The 16,311-nt window shown below is 29.7% G+C and carries 12 protein-coding genes; 5 read left to right on the top strand and 7 right to left on the bottom strand.

From position 1 onward, the window contains the following. Window position 1: 1 nt before the first annotated feature. Window positions 2-412: a 2-amino-4-hydroxy-6-hydroxymethyldihydropteridine diphosphokinase gene (gene folK, locus G8C43_RS04520; RefSeq protein ID WP_166004457.1), complete on the bottom strand. Its 411-nt coding sequence runs from the start codon at window positions 410-412 to the stop codon at window positions 2-4. Between the two features lie 31 nt (window positions 413-443). Between folK and sppA the strand changes: the two genes are divergently transcribed. The 5 genes from sppA to G8C43_RS04495 all read left to right on the top strand — a co-directional run bounded on the left by sppA (window position 444) and on the right by G8C43_RS04495 (window position 8,019). Further along, the gene (gene sppA / locus G8C43_RS04515) at window positions 444-2,210 is read left to right on the top strand and encodes a signal peptide peptidase SppA (protein WP_166004456.1); all 1,767 of its coding nucleotides are present in this window, start codon (window positions 444-446) and stop codon (window positions 2,208-2,210) included. A 153-nt stretch (window positions 2,211-2,363) separates the two neighbouring features. After that, window positions 2,364-3,392 (top strand): rod shape-determining protein, encoded by a 1,029-nt coding sequence (locus G8C43_RS04510; RefSeq protein ID WP_055425343.1) that lies wholly within the window; start codon window positions 2,364-2,366, stop codon window positions 3,390-3,392. Window positions 3,393-3,420: 28 nt separating this feature from the next. Further along, window positions 3,421-4,248, top strand: coding sequence for a rod shape-determining protein MreC (gene mreC, locus G8C43_RS04505; RefSeq protein ID WP_105298110.1), 828 nt, complete (start codon window positions 3,421-3,423; stop codon window positions 4,246-4,248). Window positions 4,249-4,762: 514 nt separating this feature from the next. Next, a complete protein-coding gene (locus G8C43_RS04500; protein WP_255490406.1) occupies window positions 4,763-6,781 on the top strand; it encodes a penicillin-binding transpeptidase domain-containing protein in 2,019 nt (672 codons plus the stop codon). Between the two features lie 2 nt (window positions 6,782-6,783). Beyond that, a complete protein-coding gene (locus G8C43_RS04495) occupies window positions 6,784-8,019 on the top strand; it encodes a M50 family metallopeptidase (RefSeq protein WP_166004455.1) in 1,236 nt (411 codons plus the stop codon). A gap of 13 nt (window positions 8,020-8,032) precedes the next feature. Here the strand turns inward: G8C43_RS04495 and recG are convergent, their stop codons facing one another. The 6 genes from recG to G8C43_RS04465 all read right to left on the bottom strand — a co-directional run bounded on the left by recG (window position 8,033) and on the right by G8C43_RS04465 (window position 16,294). Continuing rightward, window positions 8,033-10,135 carry an ATP-dependent DNA helicase RecG gene (recG, locus tag G8C43_RS04490; RefSeq protein WP_166004454.1) on the bottom strand — a complete coding sequence of 701 codons (2,103 nt, stop codon included), beginning with the start codon at window positions 10,133-10,135 and terminating at the stop codon, window positions 8,033-8,035. 132 nt (window positions 10,136-10,267) lie between these two features. Next, complete coding sequence (locus G8C43_RS04485) at window positions 10,268-11,587, bottom strand: TlpA family protein disulfide reductase (protein ID WP_160541877.1); 1,320 nt, start codon at window positions 11,585-11,587, stop codon at window positions 10,268-10,270. A 52-nt stretch (window positions 11,588-11,639) separates the two neighbouring features. After that, a complete protein-coding gene (locus G8C43_RS04480; protein WP_160541878.1) occupies window positions 11,640-11,900 on the bottom strand; it encodes a hypothetical protein in 261 nt (86 codons plus the stop codon). Window positions 11,901-11,915: 15 nt separating this feature from the next. Beyond that, window positions 11,916-13,904 carry a T9SS type A sorting domain-containing protein gene (locus G8C43_RS04475; protein ID WP_166004453.1) on the bottom strand — a complete coding sequence of 663 codons (1,989 nt, stop codon included), beginning with the start codon at window positions 13,902-13,904 and terminating at the stop codon, window positions 11,916-11,918. A 95-nt stretch (window positions 13,905-13,999) separates the two neighbouring features. Continuing rightward, window positions 14,000-15,196, bottom strand: coding sequence for an ATP-dependent Clp protease ATP-binding subunit ClpX (gene clpX, locus G8C43_RS04470; RefSeq protein WP_166004451.1), 1,197 nt, complete (start codon window positions 15,194-15,196; stop codon window positions 14,000-14,002). Window positions 15,197-15,313: 117 nt separating this feature from the next. After that, window positions 15,314-16,294, bottom strand: coding sequence for a pyruvate dehydrogenase complex E1 component subunit beta (locus G8C43_RS04465; protein ID WP_160541881.1), 981 nt, complete (start codon window positions 16,292-16,294; stop codon window positions 15,314-15,316). Window positions 16,295-16,311 lie beyond the last annotated feature (17 nt).

Below are 16,311 nucleotides of genomic sequence, written 5' to 3'. Positions count from 1 at the left end.
ATTAAACCAGTTCATATAAAATTTTTTTAGAAAAATTTCTTTTTGAAATATGATTAATATGAGGTATATTTAAGGAGACGGAGTAATATGTTATAGAATTAAAATATATTATATCAATATCTATAGTTCTATCCTCATATTTTCCGCTAAAATAACTGTCATTAATTCTACCTAATGATCTTTCAATTTCTTTAATAGATTTTAAAAGTTTAATAGGGGACAAATCGGTACTAACGATAATTCCAATATTTAGATAAGTATTTGACGAATAATAATCTTCAGGTTCAGATTCAATTAATTTGGTTTTTTTCAAAATTGAACCAATTTTGGAATCTATTAAATTTATAGCTGATGATATATTATTTTTTTTATTTCCTAAATTGCTGCCTAGTAACAAAGTAACCTTATTCATCTACTAATTAATTATTTGTTAATAGAAAGAAATGAAAAAATTTATCATTCAAGTATTGGCAACCGTTGTTGGTATTGTGTTGTTAACCAGTATAGTTGTATTTAGCTTGATTTTAATAAATATTATAGCATTTATTCCATCTAAATTTGTTGTTAAAGATAAATCAATTTTAGAAATAAATCTAAACAATTCCATTTTGGAATCCTCAAATGATCGAGAAGTACCAATTTCACTATTAAATAATGTTAAGCATGTTTATTTAAAAGATATTTTAGATGTAATAAATCATGCTAAAACAGATGATAAAATAGAAGGAATAAGTCTTAAATTATCCAATATAAATGCCGGATACTCACAAATAGCAGAAATTCGTCAAGCCTTGCTAAATTTTAAAGAAAGTAAAAAATTTATATACTCATATAGTAATGAATGTGATCAAAGATCATATTATTTATCTTCTGTGGCCGATTCTCTATACGTTAATCCAAATGCAAGTATAGAGTTGGCAGGTTTATCTGCAGAAGTTTTATTTTATAAAAATTTAGGACAAAAGTTTGGAGTAAATTTTGAAGTTATAAGACACGGTAAATATAAATCAGCCGTTGAACCGTATCTTAGAGATAATCTTTCAGAAGAAAATAGATATCAGTTAAAAAATTTGTTACAGAATTTTTGGAATAAAATATCATCTGATATAATCTCTTCAAGAAAAATTACTAACGAGAGTTTAAATAATTCTGTAGATAGTTTATATGGTTTTATTCCAGAATTAGCTTATAAAAATAGATTAGTAGATAGGTTGATCTATGAATCCCAATATGATAATTTAATTAAGAAGAGATTAGGTTTGTCAGATGAAGATTCCATTAATAAAATATCTTTGGAACAATATAAAGAATTTACTGAAGATGTTTCATTTATTAATGATAAAATAGCCATATTATATGCATCAGGGCAAATATATACAGGTAAAGGAGACACAGAGGTTTACTCCAAAACGTTTATCAACCTTATTAATGAAATAAAAAATGATGATAATATTAAAGCAGTGGTTTTACGAGTAAATTCACCTGGTGGAAGCGCTAATGCTTCTGCTGAAATTTTGTATGAATTATATGAGCTAAAAAAGAAAAAACCTTTAATAGTATCATTTAGTGATATAGCAGCCTCCGGAGGATATTATATTTCTATGGCTGCTGATAAAATTTATGCCCAAGATAACACACTAACAGGATCCATAGGCGTTTTAGGCATGATCCCGGATGTTAAAAAATTAGCCAATACTATTGGCATTACTTCAGACTATGTTTCAACAAATACAAACTCAAAATATTACTCAATTACTCAGGGAACATCTCAAGGATTTAAAGAAATAATGAATAAGGGGATTAATATAACATATAATAAATTTGTTAATGAAGTAATGAAGGGTAGACATATGACCTATGCTCAAGTAGATTCGGTGGGACAAGGTAGAATATGGAGCGGAAGGGATGCATTAGAAAAGGGTTTGGTAGATGAAATTGGCGGATTCAATGAGGCAATTGAATATGCTGCAAAAAAAGCAGGGGTAACATCCTATAATTTAGTTTCCTATCCCGAAGAAAAAACCAATTGGGATCTTATAGTAAATATGTTTACCTCTGATGACAATGATTTGAATCAATCGGGTATAATAGAAAACCTTATTAAATATGAATTAGGTAAGGATCATTATAAATTATATCAAAAAATAAAAAATATAGAAAGTAATCAAGGAATAATGTACTTAATGCCGTATGATGTAGAAATTAAATAACGGATAAAAAGTCTTGAATAAAAATATTCTAACTAATATATCATTTTCAATAAAGTTGTTATATCTTTGCAAAACTTAAAAGTTTGAGAAAAGTATTTTTATAATTTTTTCGAGAATTTATTCAACCAAATAGTACAATTATTTAAAAGTTAAATGGGATTATTTGATTTTCTTACACAAGAAATAGCAATTGATTTGGGTACAGCAAATACCCTAATCATTCATAATAATAAAGTAGTAGTAGACAGTCCTTCTATAGTAGCTATAGATAGAAGGACCATGAAGCCTATTGCAGTCGGAGAGATAGCTAAGCAAATGCAGGGGAAAACGCATGATGATATAAAAACTATTAGACCTCTAAAAGATGGTGTAATAGCTGATTTTGGCGCGTCCGAGCATATGATCAGGGAATTTATAAAACAAATTCCGGGAATAAAAGGAAAAATTTTTAATCCTTCATTGAGGATGGTTATTTGTATTCCTTCAGGTATTACAGAAGTTGAAAAAAGAGCAGTAAAAGATTCTGCAGCTAAAGTAAATGCTAAGGATGTAAAATTAATTTATGAGCCTATGGCTGCAGCCATAGGGGTTGGTATTGATGTTACACAGCCTAAAGGTAATATGATTATAGACATAGGGGGAGGAACTACTGAAATAGCAGTTATAGCTTTGGGAGGAATTGTTTGTGATAACTCTATTAAAATTGCAGGAGACGTATTTAATAATGATATCTTATATTATTTAAGAACTCATCATAATTTGTTTATCGGAGAAAAAACAGCAGAACACATTAAAATGGAGGTTGGTTCAGGACTTGAAGAACTGGATAATCCGCCTGAAGATCTACCAGTTCAAGGTAGAGATTTAATTACCGGTAAACCTAAAGAAATTATGGTTAATTATAAAGAAATGGCCAGAGCTCTAGATAAATCTATTTTAAGAATCGAAGATGCTATCATGGAAACTTTATCAAGAACACCTCCTGAATTGTCTGCAGATATCTATAATACCGGTATATATTTAGCAGGAGGAGGGGCTTTACTTAGAGGTCTCGATCAAAGAATAGGAAGGAAAACAGGATTACCTGTTTTCATAGCTGACGATCCATTGAGAGCAGTTGTGAGAGGTACTGGAATTGCACTAAAAAATATTGAAAAATTTGAGAATTTTTTAATCAAATAATAAATTATTCTTAAGATAAAACTTATTAATGTCTGTATTGATAAATTTTCTATCAAAAAATAGTAGATTTCTGCTATTTCTATTTTTGCAGATATTAGCTCTTTTTTTTACGTTTAACAGAAATGTTTATCATAATTCGATACTAGAAGAAAAAATAATTTCATTCACCGGTTATGTAGATTCTAAAATATCTTATTTAACGTACTATATAAATCTCAAAAAGGAAAATGAACGTCTAATAGAAGAGAATAAAGAATATAGAAATAAATTTCTAGGAAAAACGGGAAAAATTAAGCCTGAGTTTTTTGCTATGTTAGATTCTACAAAATATAAGCAAAAATATTATTATACAACTGCTGATATAATATCAAACTCAATTACAAGGTCAAATAATTATTTAATTATAGATCGAGGGACGGATCAAGGTGTGAGTCCGGAAATGGGCGTTGTTACCTCAACCGGAGTTGTAGGAATGATTATCAATTGTACGAAAAATTATTCCAAAGTTATTTCCATTCTTAATAGGAATACCAGGATAAATGCCAGATTAAAATCAAGTAAATATTACGGTACATTATTATGGCAGGGAGAAGATCCCAGAATCATGCATTTATCAGATATACCTAAATATGTAGGTGTAAAGATAGGAGATACTATTGAAACGGATGGAAAATCTAAAATATATCCTGAAGGTATATTAATTGGAAGAGTGAGCAGTAAATCCATAGATGAGGAGACCGGTAATTGGAATATTTCAGTTGAATTATTTCAAGATATGGGAAATATACAAAAAGTATATGTAGTGGATAAACTGGATAGAGAAGAAATTAAAAGTTTGAAAGATTCTATAAATTAATAATGCTTAACAGATACACATTAATAAATCTCATCTTAATTCCCATCTTACTATTATTGCAAGTTTTTGTATTTAATAACATCTATTTTTTCCATAAATATAATCCTATCATATATATTATTTGGATCATTTTTTATCCATATGACAAATCTTTTAATTATCTGTTTCTAATTTTTTCATTCCTTTTGGGATTTGGAATTGATTGTTTTATGGACACCGGAGGCGTTAATGCTTTCTCATCCGTATTAATTTCTTATATAAGAAATACAGTACTTCGATATATCTCAGATTTAGATCGGGAAATGAAAATATTAAACTTTTCAGATTTAAATTTCCTTCAATTACTACCGTATATAATAATAATTATATTAATTCATCATTTAAGTCTTTTTATTTTAGAAAGTTTTAAAATATCTATGATATTAGATGTAGTAGAAGACGCTCTTATAACATCAGTATTTTCATTTTTATTTATCATTATAATTTACGCTTTCTTTAAAAATAAGATTGGATAGTGAAAAAATTTCAGATTATAATAGGGGTGTTGATTTTCTTAGCGTTACTGTTTATCGCGCGTATATCCTACCTACAATTATTTACAGAAAAATATAAGCTTAACGCAGCAAATACTTCAATAAAAGCAGAATATCAAATTCCATTACGGGGATATATAATGGACAGAAACAGTAAAATATTAGTAGGAAATACTCCTTCCTATGAGTTGACTTTTACCCAATCCCAGATGGAAAAAAATTTTGATACCTTAGGTTTTTGCAAATTAGTTAATATTTCGAAAGCTGATTTTATAAAAAAAATCAAAAGTATTAAATCAAATAAGAAAATTTACAATAACCTGGTTCCTATGACCTTTATGAAAGGTCTGACTAGTGAAGATTTAGCCAGAATACAAGAAAAACTTTTTAAATATAATGCATTTTCAATTGTTCGAACCCCAGAAAGAAATTACTTGGTCCATTCTGCAGGAAACATATTGGGTTATATTAATGAAGTTAATGAAAAGTATATAAAATCTGATTCGTCCTATTACATGCCCGGTAATTTAGCTGGTATGACAGGAGTAGAAAAATCGTATGAAAAATATTTACGAGGAATAAAAGGAATTAAATATATACAAAAAGACAGAAGATTAAGAAGTATAGGCTCATATAAGGATGGAGAGTATGACCAGCAAATGCATAGTGGTAAAGATATAACACTCTCAATTGACTATGATTTACAAAATCTGGCAGAAAAATTGTTAGTTAATAAAAGAGGCGGTATCGTAGCTTTAGATCCCAATAATGGAGAAATATTGGTTATGGCCTCAGCTCCTGTTATTGATCCGTCAGTATTTGTAGGAAGAGATAAGAATAAACATATATATGCTCTTCAAATGGATTCAATGAATAAGCCAATGTTTGATCGAGCGGCTCAAGCAGCATATCCTCCAGGATCTACTTTTAAATTGATAAATGGTTTAGCTGCTTTACAAATGGGAGTAATAGATGAAAAAACAACCTTTATATGTAAACATGGTTTTCATTATGGAAACAGGAAGATAGGTTGCCACTGTGGGTATTTTTACACTCCTATTGCTATGGATAAAGCTATTCAAAAATCATGTAATAATTTCTTTGCAGAGGCTTACGTAAGAATACTTAACAAGTATCCGGGTAACATTGAAAAAAGTATTGATGAATGGAGTGATATAGTTAAAAGTTTTGCCGTCGGCGAATTTATGCATAATGATTTAGCAGTGGGAAGTAGAGGAAACATTCCGGATGCAAATTATTATAATAGGCGTTACGGAAAGGATAAATGGAATATCTATACTATAATTTCTAATTCAATAGGGCAAGGTGAAGTTTTGGCAACTCCTTTACAAATCGCAAATTATACGGCTGTTATTGCCAACAGAGGATTTTTTTACACCCCTCATATTGTAAAAGCTATAGATGGAAAACCGATAACAGATCCTCAATTTACTGTACCCAAACAAGTAAAAGTTGAGAAAAAATATTTTGATATTGTTAATAAGGGAATGAGTATGGTAATTTTGTCGGGTACGGGTCATAGGATTTTTACCAATACATTTAGTCAGGAAGGAAAAACAGGTACCTCGCAAAATCCTCATGGAAAAGATCATTCCATATTTGTTTTAATAGCTCCCGTAGATAAACCAAAAATAGCAATTGCTGTAGTCGTTGAAAATGGAGGTTTTGGAGCAACTTATGCCGGACCCATGGCCTCTCTACTTGCTGAAAAATATCTTACCGGAACCATTGAAAGAAAATCAATGGAGGAAAGCATCATAAAATCTGATTTCAGTAATGAATATTTGAGACAATGGAACGATTATTTAAAAAGAACAGGAAAATATGTTCCAAATAATTTACCTCAAGCTTTAAAAGATAGTATAAATAAGATTAATTCGAATAAAAAACTATCCTTAAAAGAAAAGCAACGATTAATACAACATATAATTAATCAGGGAGAAGCAGCAAAAAAATTAGATAATTTTATTGGTGATTAAAAATGAATAAAATTTTTAGGGGAGTAGATGGTTTAATGTTATTTTTATATTTGCTTATAGCCTTATTTGGTATCGCAAATATATACAGCGTTGATAGTTCTAGTGGTACTAAACAATTCATCTGGCTGTTAATATCTTTAACAGTAGGAACTTCAACCTTTCTTGTTCGTCCTAAATTTTTTGAGAATTTTGCGGGCTTATTTTACTTATTTGGCTTATGTCTACTTACCGGTGTTTTATTGTTTGGAAGCTATGTTAACGGAGCTAAAGCCTGGTATCGAATTGGAGGTTTCAGTTTACAACCGGTAGAATTAGCTAAAATTTCCACAGCATTAATGTTAGCTAATTACGTAGATTCTCCTAATTTTAATATTAAAAATAATCAATCATTAGGAATTGCATTTCTAATTATATTTATTCCCATAGTATTAATTTTGCTGCAACCCGATGTTGGATCCATTTTAGTGTTTACTGCTTATTTTATCGCATTATATAGAGAAGGAATGACGGGATGGTTGTTTATCATTGGTTTTTATTTTGCGATTTTATTTCTGACTTCCATCTGGGTTCCATCATGGATCGTTATTTTAATATTAACACTTTTACTGTTTCTATTATTATTCTTGCTTAGAAAGAAAATTAAATGGAATCAACACTTTAACATTTTATTTATCATAGTATTTGTTCTAATATCAAGTGTTATAAGTTTATCCTCACCGTTTATATTCGAGCATTTACCAAAGCATCAAAAAGAAAGAATATTAGTACTATACGAAGGAGAAAAAAAGTACAGAGATACCGCAGGATATAATTTACTTTATTCTAAAACAGCCATAGGATCGGGAGGTTTCTGGGGTAAAGGATATAAACAAGGTAGTGTTACAGCAGGTAAATTCGTACCGGAGCAACAGACTGACTATATATTTTGTACAGTGGGCGAAGAATGGGGATTTGTAGGATGTACCCTATTGATCGGGCTATATACTTGTTTAATAGCAAGAATATATTATTTGGCAGAAACACAGAAAAGCGCATTTTCCAGAGTTATGGGATATTCATTAGCTTCCATATTATTTATGCATTTTTTAATTAATATAGGAATGGTCATAGGATTGTTTCCAACCGTAGGGATTCCATTACCTTTCTTTAGTTATGGTGGTAGTTCACTATTAGGATTTTCTTTATTTATTTTTATATTTTTGCGCTTGAATTATTCTGACAAAAATAGTCTTATCTAGATACCGTTTAGTATTAACTAATTTTTGACCATTTAATTTTATTCTTATGATATTTTAAGAAGAATTTTCTTATAGCTTGATTTTTTTCCTTGGTAAGATCAGGATCATCTTGTAATAAATGATCTACACAGGATTTAGATAATGATACTATTACCTTATCATGAATCAAATCTGTTTTTTTAAAATCAATGGTACCGCTTTGCTGAGTTCCTAAAATATTACCGGGCCCTCTTAATTCCAAATCCACTTCAGATATTCTAAATCCGTCGTTTGTTTCACACATTGTTTTAATCCTTTTCTGTGCATCATTCGATAACTCTGATTTGGTCATCAAAATACAATATGATTGTTCAGCACCTCTACCCACTCTTCCTCTTAATTGATGCAATTGAGATAATCCGAATTTCTCTGCACTTTCAATAACCATGACACTTGCATTCGGAACATTTACGCCCACCTCAATAACAGTAGTGGCAATCATAATTTGCGTCTGATTATTGACAAATCGTTGCATTTCATATTCTTTATCCGCTGCTTTCATTTTCCCGTGTACGATGCTTATTTGATAATCAGGCATTGGGAAATCTCTGACTATACTTTCATATCCATCCATAAGATCTTTATAATCAAGACTTTCACTTTCTTCTATAAGGGGATATACAATATATACTTGTCTGCCTTTTTTAATTTCATTTTTAAGAAAACCAAAAACGGATAGCCTGTTTGAATCTGTTCTATGATAGGTTTTAATTTCTTTCCTGCCACTTGGTAATTCATCAATTATAGATACATCCAAATCACTATAATAACTCATGGCCAATGTTCTCGGTATAGGAGTAGCTGTCATCACTAATATATGAGGAGGTATCGAATTTTTTCCCCACAATCGAGAGCGTTGTTCAACTCCAAACCGATGTTGTTCATCAATTATAGCTAAACCTAAATTTTTAAATTGTACTTTTTCTTCAAGTAAAGCATGTGTACCCACCAATATATTTATTTTTCCCGACAGTAATTCTTGATGAATTAGTTTTCTTTCCGAGGTCGAAGTTGATCCCGTTAATAGATGGACAGAAATATTCATTTCATCAACCAATTCACAAATGCTTTTATAATGTTGAACGGCTAAAATTTCGGTGGGAGCAATCATACAAGCTTGAAAACCATTATCAATAGCTAAAAGCATGGATAAGAGAGCGACCATCGTCTTTCCACTGCCTACATCGCCTTGCAATAATCTATTCATTTGAATATTTCGGCTAAGGTCTTTACGAATTTCTTTAATTACTTTTTTTTGAGCATTTGTTAATTGGAACGGAAGATGAAAATTATAGAATTTATTAAAGTGATGTCCGACATTAGAAAAAGGATTTCCTAAATTTATACGTTGTCTATGAATTTTTTGTAATCCAAAACCAAGTTGAAAAAAAAACATTTCTTCAAATTTAAACCTGTATTCGGCCTGTTGTAATTCAACGTAAGAATTTGGAAAATGAATTTGTTGATAAGCTTTTTTACGAGAAATTAACTTATAATTTACTAAAATTTCTTGCGATAAATTTTCCTCTATTTGATCATCAATAGCGACTAAAATTTCCCTAATTGATTTTTTAAAAAAACGTTGATTGATCCCTCTTTTTTGTAATTTTTCCGAGTTTGAATAAATTGGTTCTAAAACTATAGGAGCTAGTTTTGCATCATTCATTTTTTCAATTTCCGGATGCGCAAGGGTTAATTTTCCATTAAAAGCATTTACTTTACCAAATATTAAAACTTCTTCATGTAAGGGAATGCTTTTTACTAACCAATTCGTTACATTGAACCATATAAGTTCTAATTTTCCGGTACTATCTTCAAATATAGCGGTTAATCTGCTTTTCTTGTTAAAAGTAGTTTCTTTTAAAGATATTATTTTACCTCTTAATTGAATTTCTGCTGAAGAAGAGCCTAGTTGATTTACTTTATAAATTTTACTTTTATCCACATATCTAAAAGGAAAATAATTAAGTAAATCCTCACATGAGTGTATATTAAGCTGCTTTTTTAATAAGTTCGCTTTTTCAGTTCCTATACCTTTAACATATTCAATAGAAGATTGAAGATATAATGCACTCATATTACAAAATTAAGAAACTGATCTAACTATAACTAGCAATAGAGATATAAATTAATTGAAATTTACTATTTAAAGAAAACACATAAGAAGGGAATTATTCCCTTCTTATGTGAAAGTATATATTTGGGTATCTTATTTAATTAAATTATTGATATCAGATATTTTTGAAGTAATTTTTAAAATTTTATTTTTTTGATCTACTAAAATTAGAGTAGGGGTACCGGTTATATTTAGTTCTTTTACAAATTTACTATCCCAGTATATCAAATCTGAATCGTTTAACCATGAAGTTTCTTTAATAGCATTTTGCCAATCCTCTTTGTTATAATCAACAGAAAGGGCTATAATTTCTCCACCCGATTTTTTAAAATTTTCGTAAAACTGTTTAACATATGGCATTTCTTGTTGGCAATGACTACACCAAGAAGCCCATACCATAATTAATTTATATTTAGTTTTAATGTCATATAAATACGTATACTTATCGTTTAATTTATGCGTAAATTTTATGTTTGGAATTATTTTTCCTTCCTTTATAGAATTATTGTCTTGAATTGTTTTTTTAAGTTCCGCACTTATTTCGCATGTTAGAGATTCAGCTCTTTTCATATATTTATCAGTAAGATTTACTAAACCATATCCATTTAGAAAATTTATAGTTGCGGATAATATCTCTTGTCCCCTGCTTGTTTCTTCACCAACTTCATCCAATAAAACTTCAATAGCTTTATCAATTTTATTTTCCCAATCTTTTTGAGAAGTGGCTCCCATTGCAGACAGTTTAAAATAATTATATAAAAGAGATTTACCAACACCGGAAGTTTCAAATTGTTGTCCGGCATTTTTAAAATGATCTAAAATTAAATTTTTATTAGAAATAGCATCGCCGTTTCCTATTTCAGTGTTTTTAATTAGATCTGAAGTTTTTAAATAATAGGATAAAAATGGAAATTCTGAAATATCAGGTTCATTCATTTCAGATATTCTTTGAATTTCATTTTTTAAGGGTAAATAAAAATCATCTTTAGAATTATAATAAAAATTTATATTTTGTAATTGAGGAAGAATAGAATTTTTTTTAATGTCATAGTTTAAATAATTTTGATAACGTTCATTAATTTGATTACCCGGTATATTTATAATAAATTCATCATTTGTAGTAATTGATGCGCTAAAATCTATATCGGTATTATCAGAAATGAATATGTAATTCTTCTTGGCATCCAGTAATGAAATTTCAATTATACCGGAATAGTTATCTTTAACAGGAATTGAAAAAGATCCATTTGAATTTGTAGTTATGTTTCCTATTAAAATATCATCAAATGCTCTATCTATTTTTACTAATATTCTTTTATTAGAATAATTGGCAATAGTACCTTTAAAAGTAAATTGAGCTTGAGCTATTAAGCTTATTAGAACTAATAAGAATGTAATTGAAATTTTTTTCATAAAAAAAGCCTTGTTATTTATTTAACAAGGCTAATTTATGAAATTTAAATCTTTATATAGATTTAATTCTTTTCTTTTTAAAGATATAAAACATTATAAAAATAGCACTTATTAATAAAAAAGGCACTATAAAATTAATTGGAGTTGAGTTTGGTTCCATTATACCTATCCCACCACCATAAGCGACTACCTCACCTTCGGCGTTTGGAATCGGAGGTACTTCTTCCGTTTCAACTACAACTTGCAAAATATTGTAAGCAAAAGATTGACTATAAACTAAAGCTATAAATATTATGGAAAACAATTTTTTCATTTCAATTTTACTTTATTATTTAACTATTTTTTTAGTTACTTTCTCACCAGTAATTTGATTAGTCACTACTATAACGTACAAAGATGACGATGTAGTATGAATAGGTAGCAAATAATCATTTTGGGTATCGATGTTTGTTTCTGTGGAAATTAACTGACCTAAAACGTTAAATATAGTTACTTCTGCTTTTTTCCAATTTTGATCAAAGTGAATTTTATATTCATTTCCGGTCTTATAAATAGTTGTTAAACTATTTAAAGTAGTAATGTCTTCATTTCCTAAAGTTCCAGGCTCTTTCCAGAAAATTTCAAATCTGTCGTTAGTTGATTCATTAAGAGTTACAGAATAGGAAAAATTAGAATCAATTTCTTTAATAACTTTTAATTGTTTATCATGAAAATAAAATTTTGCATTAGGATTATCAAAGTTATTTTTTCCTTCTTCTTTTATAGGGTTCATGTTATACTTAAGTTCTGATTTAAAGGTAAATTCTTTTCCTTTATCCATAGTATTTACAGTTACTCCTACTGGAACAGCAACTTTAGAAGAATTATCCGAGTTAATTACATTAATATATAATTCAGTATCTTCATATCCGGGGTATTTTCCGCCATTTATAGATTCCGGTATGGTATAGATATTGGTAGTTACATCATTATCATTTTCTGTATTGGATTTGATTTTGGCTTCAAATTCATTTAATTCTCCGGTGATCAAATTTGGACCGGCGGCAAGATATGTATTACCATAGAAAGTTTTACCGGAAACTAATTCAAGATTTAATTGATATAGATCTTGTGAATTAGATTTTGATCGTGTACCCCATACTTTCCCCTTATTAAATTCATATTTGGATTGTTCAAATGTTTGAGGTTTACTATCTTTATATAAATCAACTTTTACGTAGTCACTTTTAGCTTTGATGAAAAAATTAGTCATTGGAGGGATAATTCTTATATCATCACCAATTAATTTTCCATCATTATCAAATGTAAACATTTGTGTTTTTCCTTCATATCGGGTAGTTCCATCCACAATTTTATTAGTGATTGGTCCATCACTTGCGCCTCCTATTATATTTGGAATTTGATCTTTAAGTAATATAGTTAAGTCAATATTCGAAGTATAAGGATTTACCATACGTAACATCCTATCCCAATATCGGTTTGAATTTAACACTTCATTGGTAGTAGTTTTAGTAAATTTAATAGTAGCAGCAAATGGATCATCCAAATAAGTCCAGTAATATAATCCATAACCATTTTTAGCATTATTCCCAATATTATAGCCTGAAGCAACTCTACTAGCTACAGGTATAGATAAGTCTGCTGCAGAAGCTGTACTTCCGTCAGTAGGTTTAGTGCCCGCAACATAAGGAGTTCCTTGAAATGAAATTATACCATCAAAATTTGATCCGGTATTATACATTTCTTTTCTGAAAGAGTAATATTTTCCGGGAACAAAATTTTCATTTTTTTGAAATGGATCGTATCTAAATCGATCTTCTCTCCATGTAAATAATGGATGACGATTCCATCTAGAGCTATTTCTACAATTATTACCTTCTGAAAATAGAGTACAAATAAGCTCTGGTCTTAGTCTATTGCTAGTTAAATCACCTGAGAAATTATCATAAGTATATTTGATAAAAGGTACACCAAAAAGAACCTCTCCGGAACCATAATCATATAGATGTTTTTGCATAGTAACACCTCCAACAGTACTTTTATTGTTTACGATTATTAATTGACCATAGTTTTTTTCATCGTCATAAGTTATAACAAACTTATTTGGACTTCCATTATTTTTTAGAGTACCTTCTGATATTTTAACATTACCTTTATTAGTAAATACATCAGAACTGTTGTCTATGGTTATATCTCCAGTACTAAATAAAGTCGTACCTGGACTCACAAAGAACTTAGCACCGTTAGTGGTGGTTATTTGTGAATTGCTTGCAATACAACCCAGTACAAAAAGCAAGGGTATAAATTTCATTTTCATTTATTAAGCATTTATTAGTTAAATTTATTTATTAAATATAATATATACTAGTAGTGCAAATATAAATAAAAATATTATTCGCAAGTCTTTTTTTTTTATTTTATTGATTTGTGTTTCGTTAACGCAACAAATTTATCCATATCTATAAGTAAATCTCCGTTATAATTGTCAATATCATAACTAATTTTAGAAAATAGGTTTTCAGAGATACTTCGCAACCCTCTTGCCCCTAAACCTAAAATTCTGGTTTCTTTTACAATTTCTTTTAATACATCATCGGTAATAGAAAGGTTGATTCCATCTAATTTAAATAGTGCCTGATATTGTTTAATTATTGCATTTTTAGGCTTAGTAAGAATTTGTAACATAGCCTCATCATCCAATGGCTCTAAATTAGTTATTACAGGAAATCTTCCTAATAGTTCGGGAATAAGTCCGAAAGTTTTTAAATCGGTAGCATTTACCTGAGATAAAATGTGTTCTTCTTCAAGTGTCTTTTCATCTGTTTTACTGAAACCTATCGTGTTTTTATTTAGTCTGTTTGAAATAATTTTATCAATACCTGAAAAAGCTCCTCCTGCAATAAATAAAATATTTTGTGTATTTACTTGAATGTATTTTTGATCGGGGTGTTTTCTGCCTCCTTGAGGAGGAACATTAATAATACTGCCTTCCAAAAGTTTTAATAAAGCTTGTTGCACTCCTTCCCCGGAAACGTCGCGGGTTATACTGGGATTATCACTTTTTCGACTAATTTTATCTATTTCATCTATAAAGACTATACCTTGTTCAGCCTTTTCAACGTTATAATCAGCAGCTTGTAATAATCGACTTAATATACTTTCAACATCTTCACCCACGTATCCGGCTTCTGTTAAAACAGTTGCATCAACTATAGTAAAAGGAACATCCAAAAGTTTAGCAATTGATTTGGCTATTAAAGTTTTTCCGGTTCCTGTTTCACCAACCATCAATATATTGGATTTTTCAATTTCAACCTCCCTGTCAACTTCTAAAGAATGTGCTAACCTTTTATAATGATTGTAAACAGCAACAGATAACGTTTTTTTTGCGTTTTCTTGACCTATTACGTATTGATCTAAAAATTCTTTTATTTCTTTAGGTTTTTTTACTTGCAATTCAAAATGGCTGTCGTCTTTAAAATTTTCTTCCTGTACAACAATGTTATGTGCTTGTTCAATACAATCATTGCATATATGTCCGTGAAGTCCGGCAATTAATAGTTGAACTTCAGATTTTTTTCTTCCGCAAAAAGTACATTTTTGTTCCATAAGCTTTAATAAAGCTGATATTAATTTAAAATTCAGGTTTCAAAATTAATTTATTAATTAAAATTGAAACCTGAAAAAATATTTTTTAGTTTATATTATTAAAGAAAATAACTACGATTACTTTTTATATAAAGTATTTTTAACTGCGGTTATTACTTGGTTCACATTCGGATACCATTTAGAAAATAAAGAAGAAGAATAAGGGGCTGAAGTATCAGCAGTTGTAATTCTTTTTATAGGTGCATCCAAATAATCAAAAGCTTTTTGTTGTACCATATAAGCAATTTCACTAGCAACAGATGCAAAAGGCCATTCTTCAATTAATAATACCAAACGATTGGTTTTCTTAACAGAATTAATAACGGTGTCATAATCTAAAGGTCGAACAGTTCTTAAATCTATAACTTCTGCATTAATGCCCTCTTTTTCAAGTTCAGCAGCAGCTTGTAAAGCAACTTTCATTATTTTACCAAAAGAGACAATAGTAACATCGGATCCTGGTTTCTTGATGTCTGCAACACCTATAGGGATAAGATATTCATCTTCAGGAATCTCCATTTTGTCGCCATACATTTGCTCAGATTCCATGAAAATAACAGGGTCATTATCTCTAATAGCGGATTTCAATAATCCTTTGGCATCATAAGGATTAGAGGGTACGATAACCTTTAATCCGGGACAATTGGCAAACCAACTTTCAAAAGCTTGAGAGTGAGTAGCTCCTAATTGTCCGGCTGAAGCGGTTGGACCACGAAATACGATTGGTACATTCCATTGACCACCGGTCATTTGATAAATTTTAGCTGCATTATTTATGATTTGGTCGATTGCAACCAAGGAAAAATTAAATGTCATAAATTCTACAATAGGACGGCATCCATTCATGGCTGCGCCAACACTAATTCCGGTAAAACCACTTTCTGCAATAGGGGAATCAATGACTCTTTTGGCACCGAATTCGTCTACCATTCCTTTGGAAGCTTTATAAGCTCCATTATAATTAGCAACTTCTTCGCCAATCAGATAAATGGAAGGATCTCTTCTCATTTCTTCGCTCATAGCTTCACAAATTGCTTGTCTAAATTGAACTTCCTTCATTGTACTTAAAATTATTA

The sequence above is a fragment of the Apibacter sp. B2966 genome (assembly GCF_011082485.1).
Taxonomy (GTDB): Bacteria; Bacteroidota; Bacteroidia; order Flavobacteriales; family Weeksellaceae; genus Apibacter.
Note: the sequence above shows the minus strand (reverse complement) of the source record. Positions and strands in the feature narration are given on the sequence as shown.

Coding starts and splice junctions, on each gene's coding strand:
- folK (WP_166004457.1), bottom strand. CDS start 412: ATGAATAAGGTTACTTTGTTACTAGGCAGCAATTTAGGAAATAAAAAA.
- sppA (WP_166004456.1), top strand. CDS start 444: ATGAAAAAATTTATCATTCAAGTATTGGCAACCGTTGTTGGTATTGTG.
- G8C43_RS04510 (WP_055425343.1), top strand. CDS start 2,364: ATGGGATTATTTGATTTTCTTACACAAGAAATAGCAATTGATTTGGGT.
- mreC (WP_105298110.1), top strand. CDS start 3,421: ATGTCTGTATTGATAAATTTTCTATCAAAAAATAGTAGATTTCTGCTA.
- G8C43_RS04495 (WP_166004455.1), top strand. CDS start 6,784: ATGAATAAAATTTTTAGGGGAGTAGATGGTTTAATGTTATTTTTATAT.
- recG (WP_166004454.1), bottom strand. CDS start 10,135: ATGAGTGCATTATATCTTCAATCTTCTATTGAATATGTTAAAGGTATA.
- G8C43_RS04485 (WP_160541877.1), bottom strand. CDS start 11,587: ATGAAAAAAATTTCAATTACATTCTTATTAGTTCTAATAAGCTTAATA.
- G8C43_RS04480 (WP_160541878.1), bottom strand. CDS start 11,900: ATGAAAAAATTGTTTTCCATAATATTTATAGCTTTAGTTTATAGTCAA.
- G8C43_RS04475 (WP_166004453.1), bottom strand. CDS start 13,904: ATGAAAATGAAATTTATACCCTTGCTTTTTGTACTGGGTTGTATTGCA.
- clpX (WP_166004451.1), bottom strand. CDS start 15,196: ATGGAACAAAAATGTACTTTTTGCGGAAGAAAAAAATCTGAAGTTCAA.
- G8C43_RS04465 (WP_160541881.1), bottom strand. CDS start 16,294: ATGAAGGAAGTTCAATTTAGACAAGCAATTTGTGAAGCTATGAGCGAA.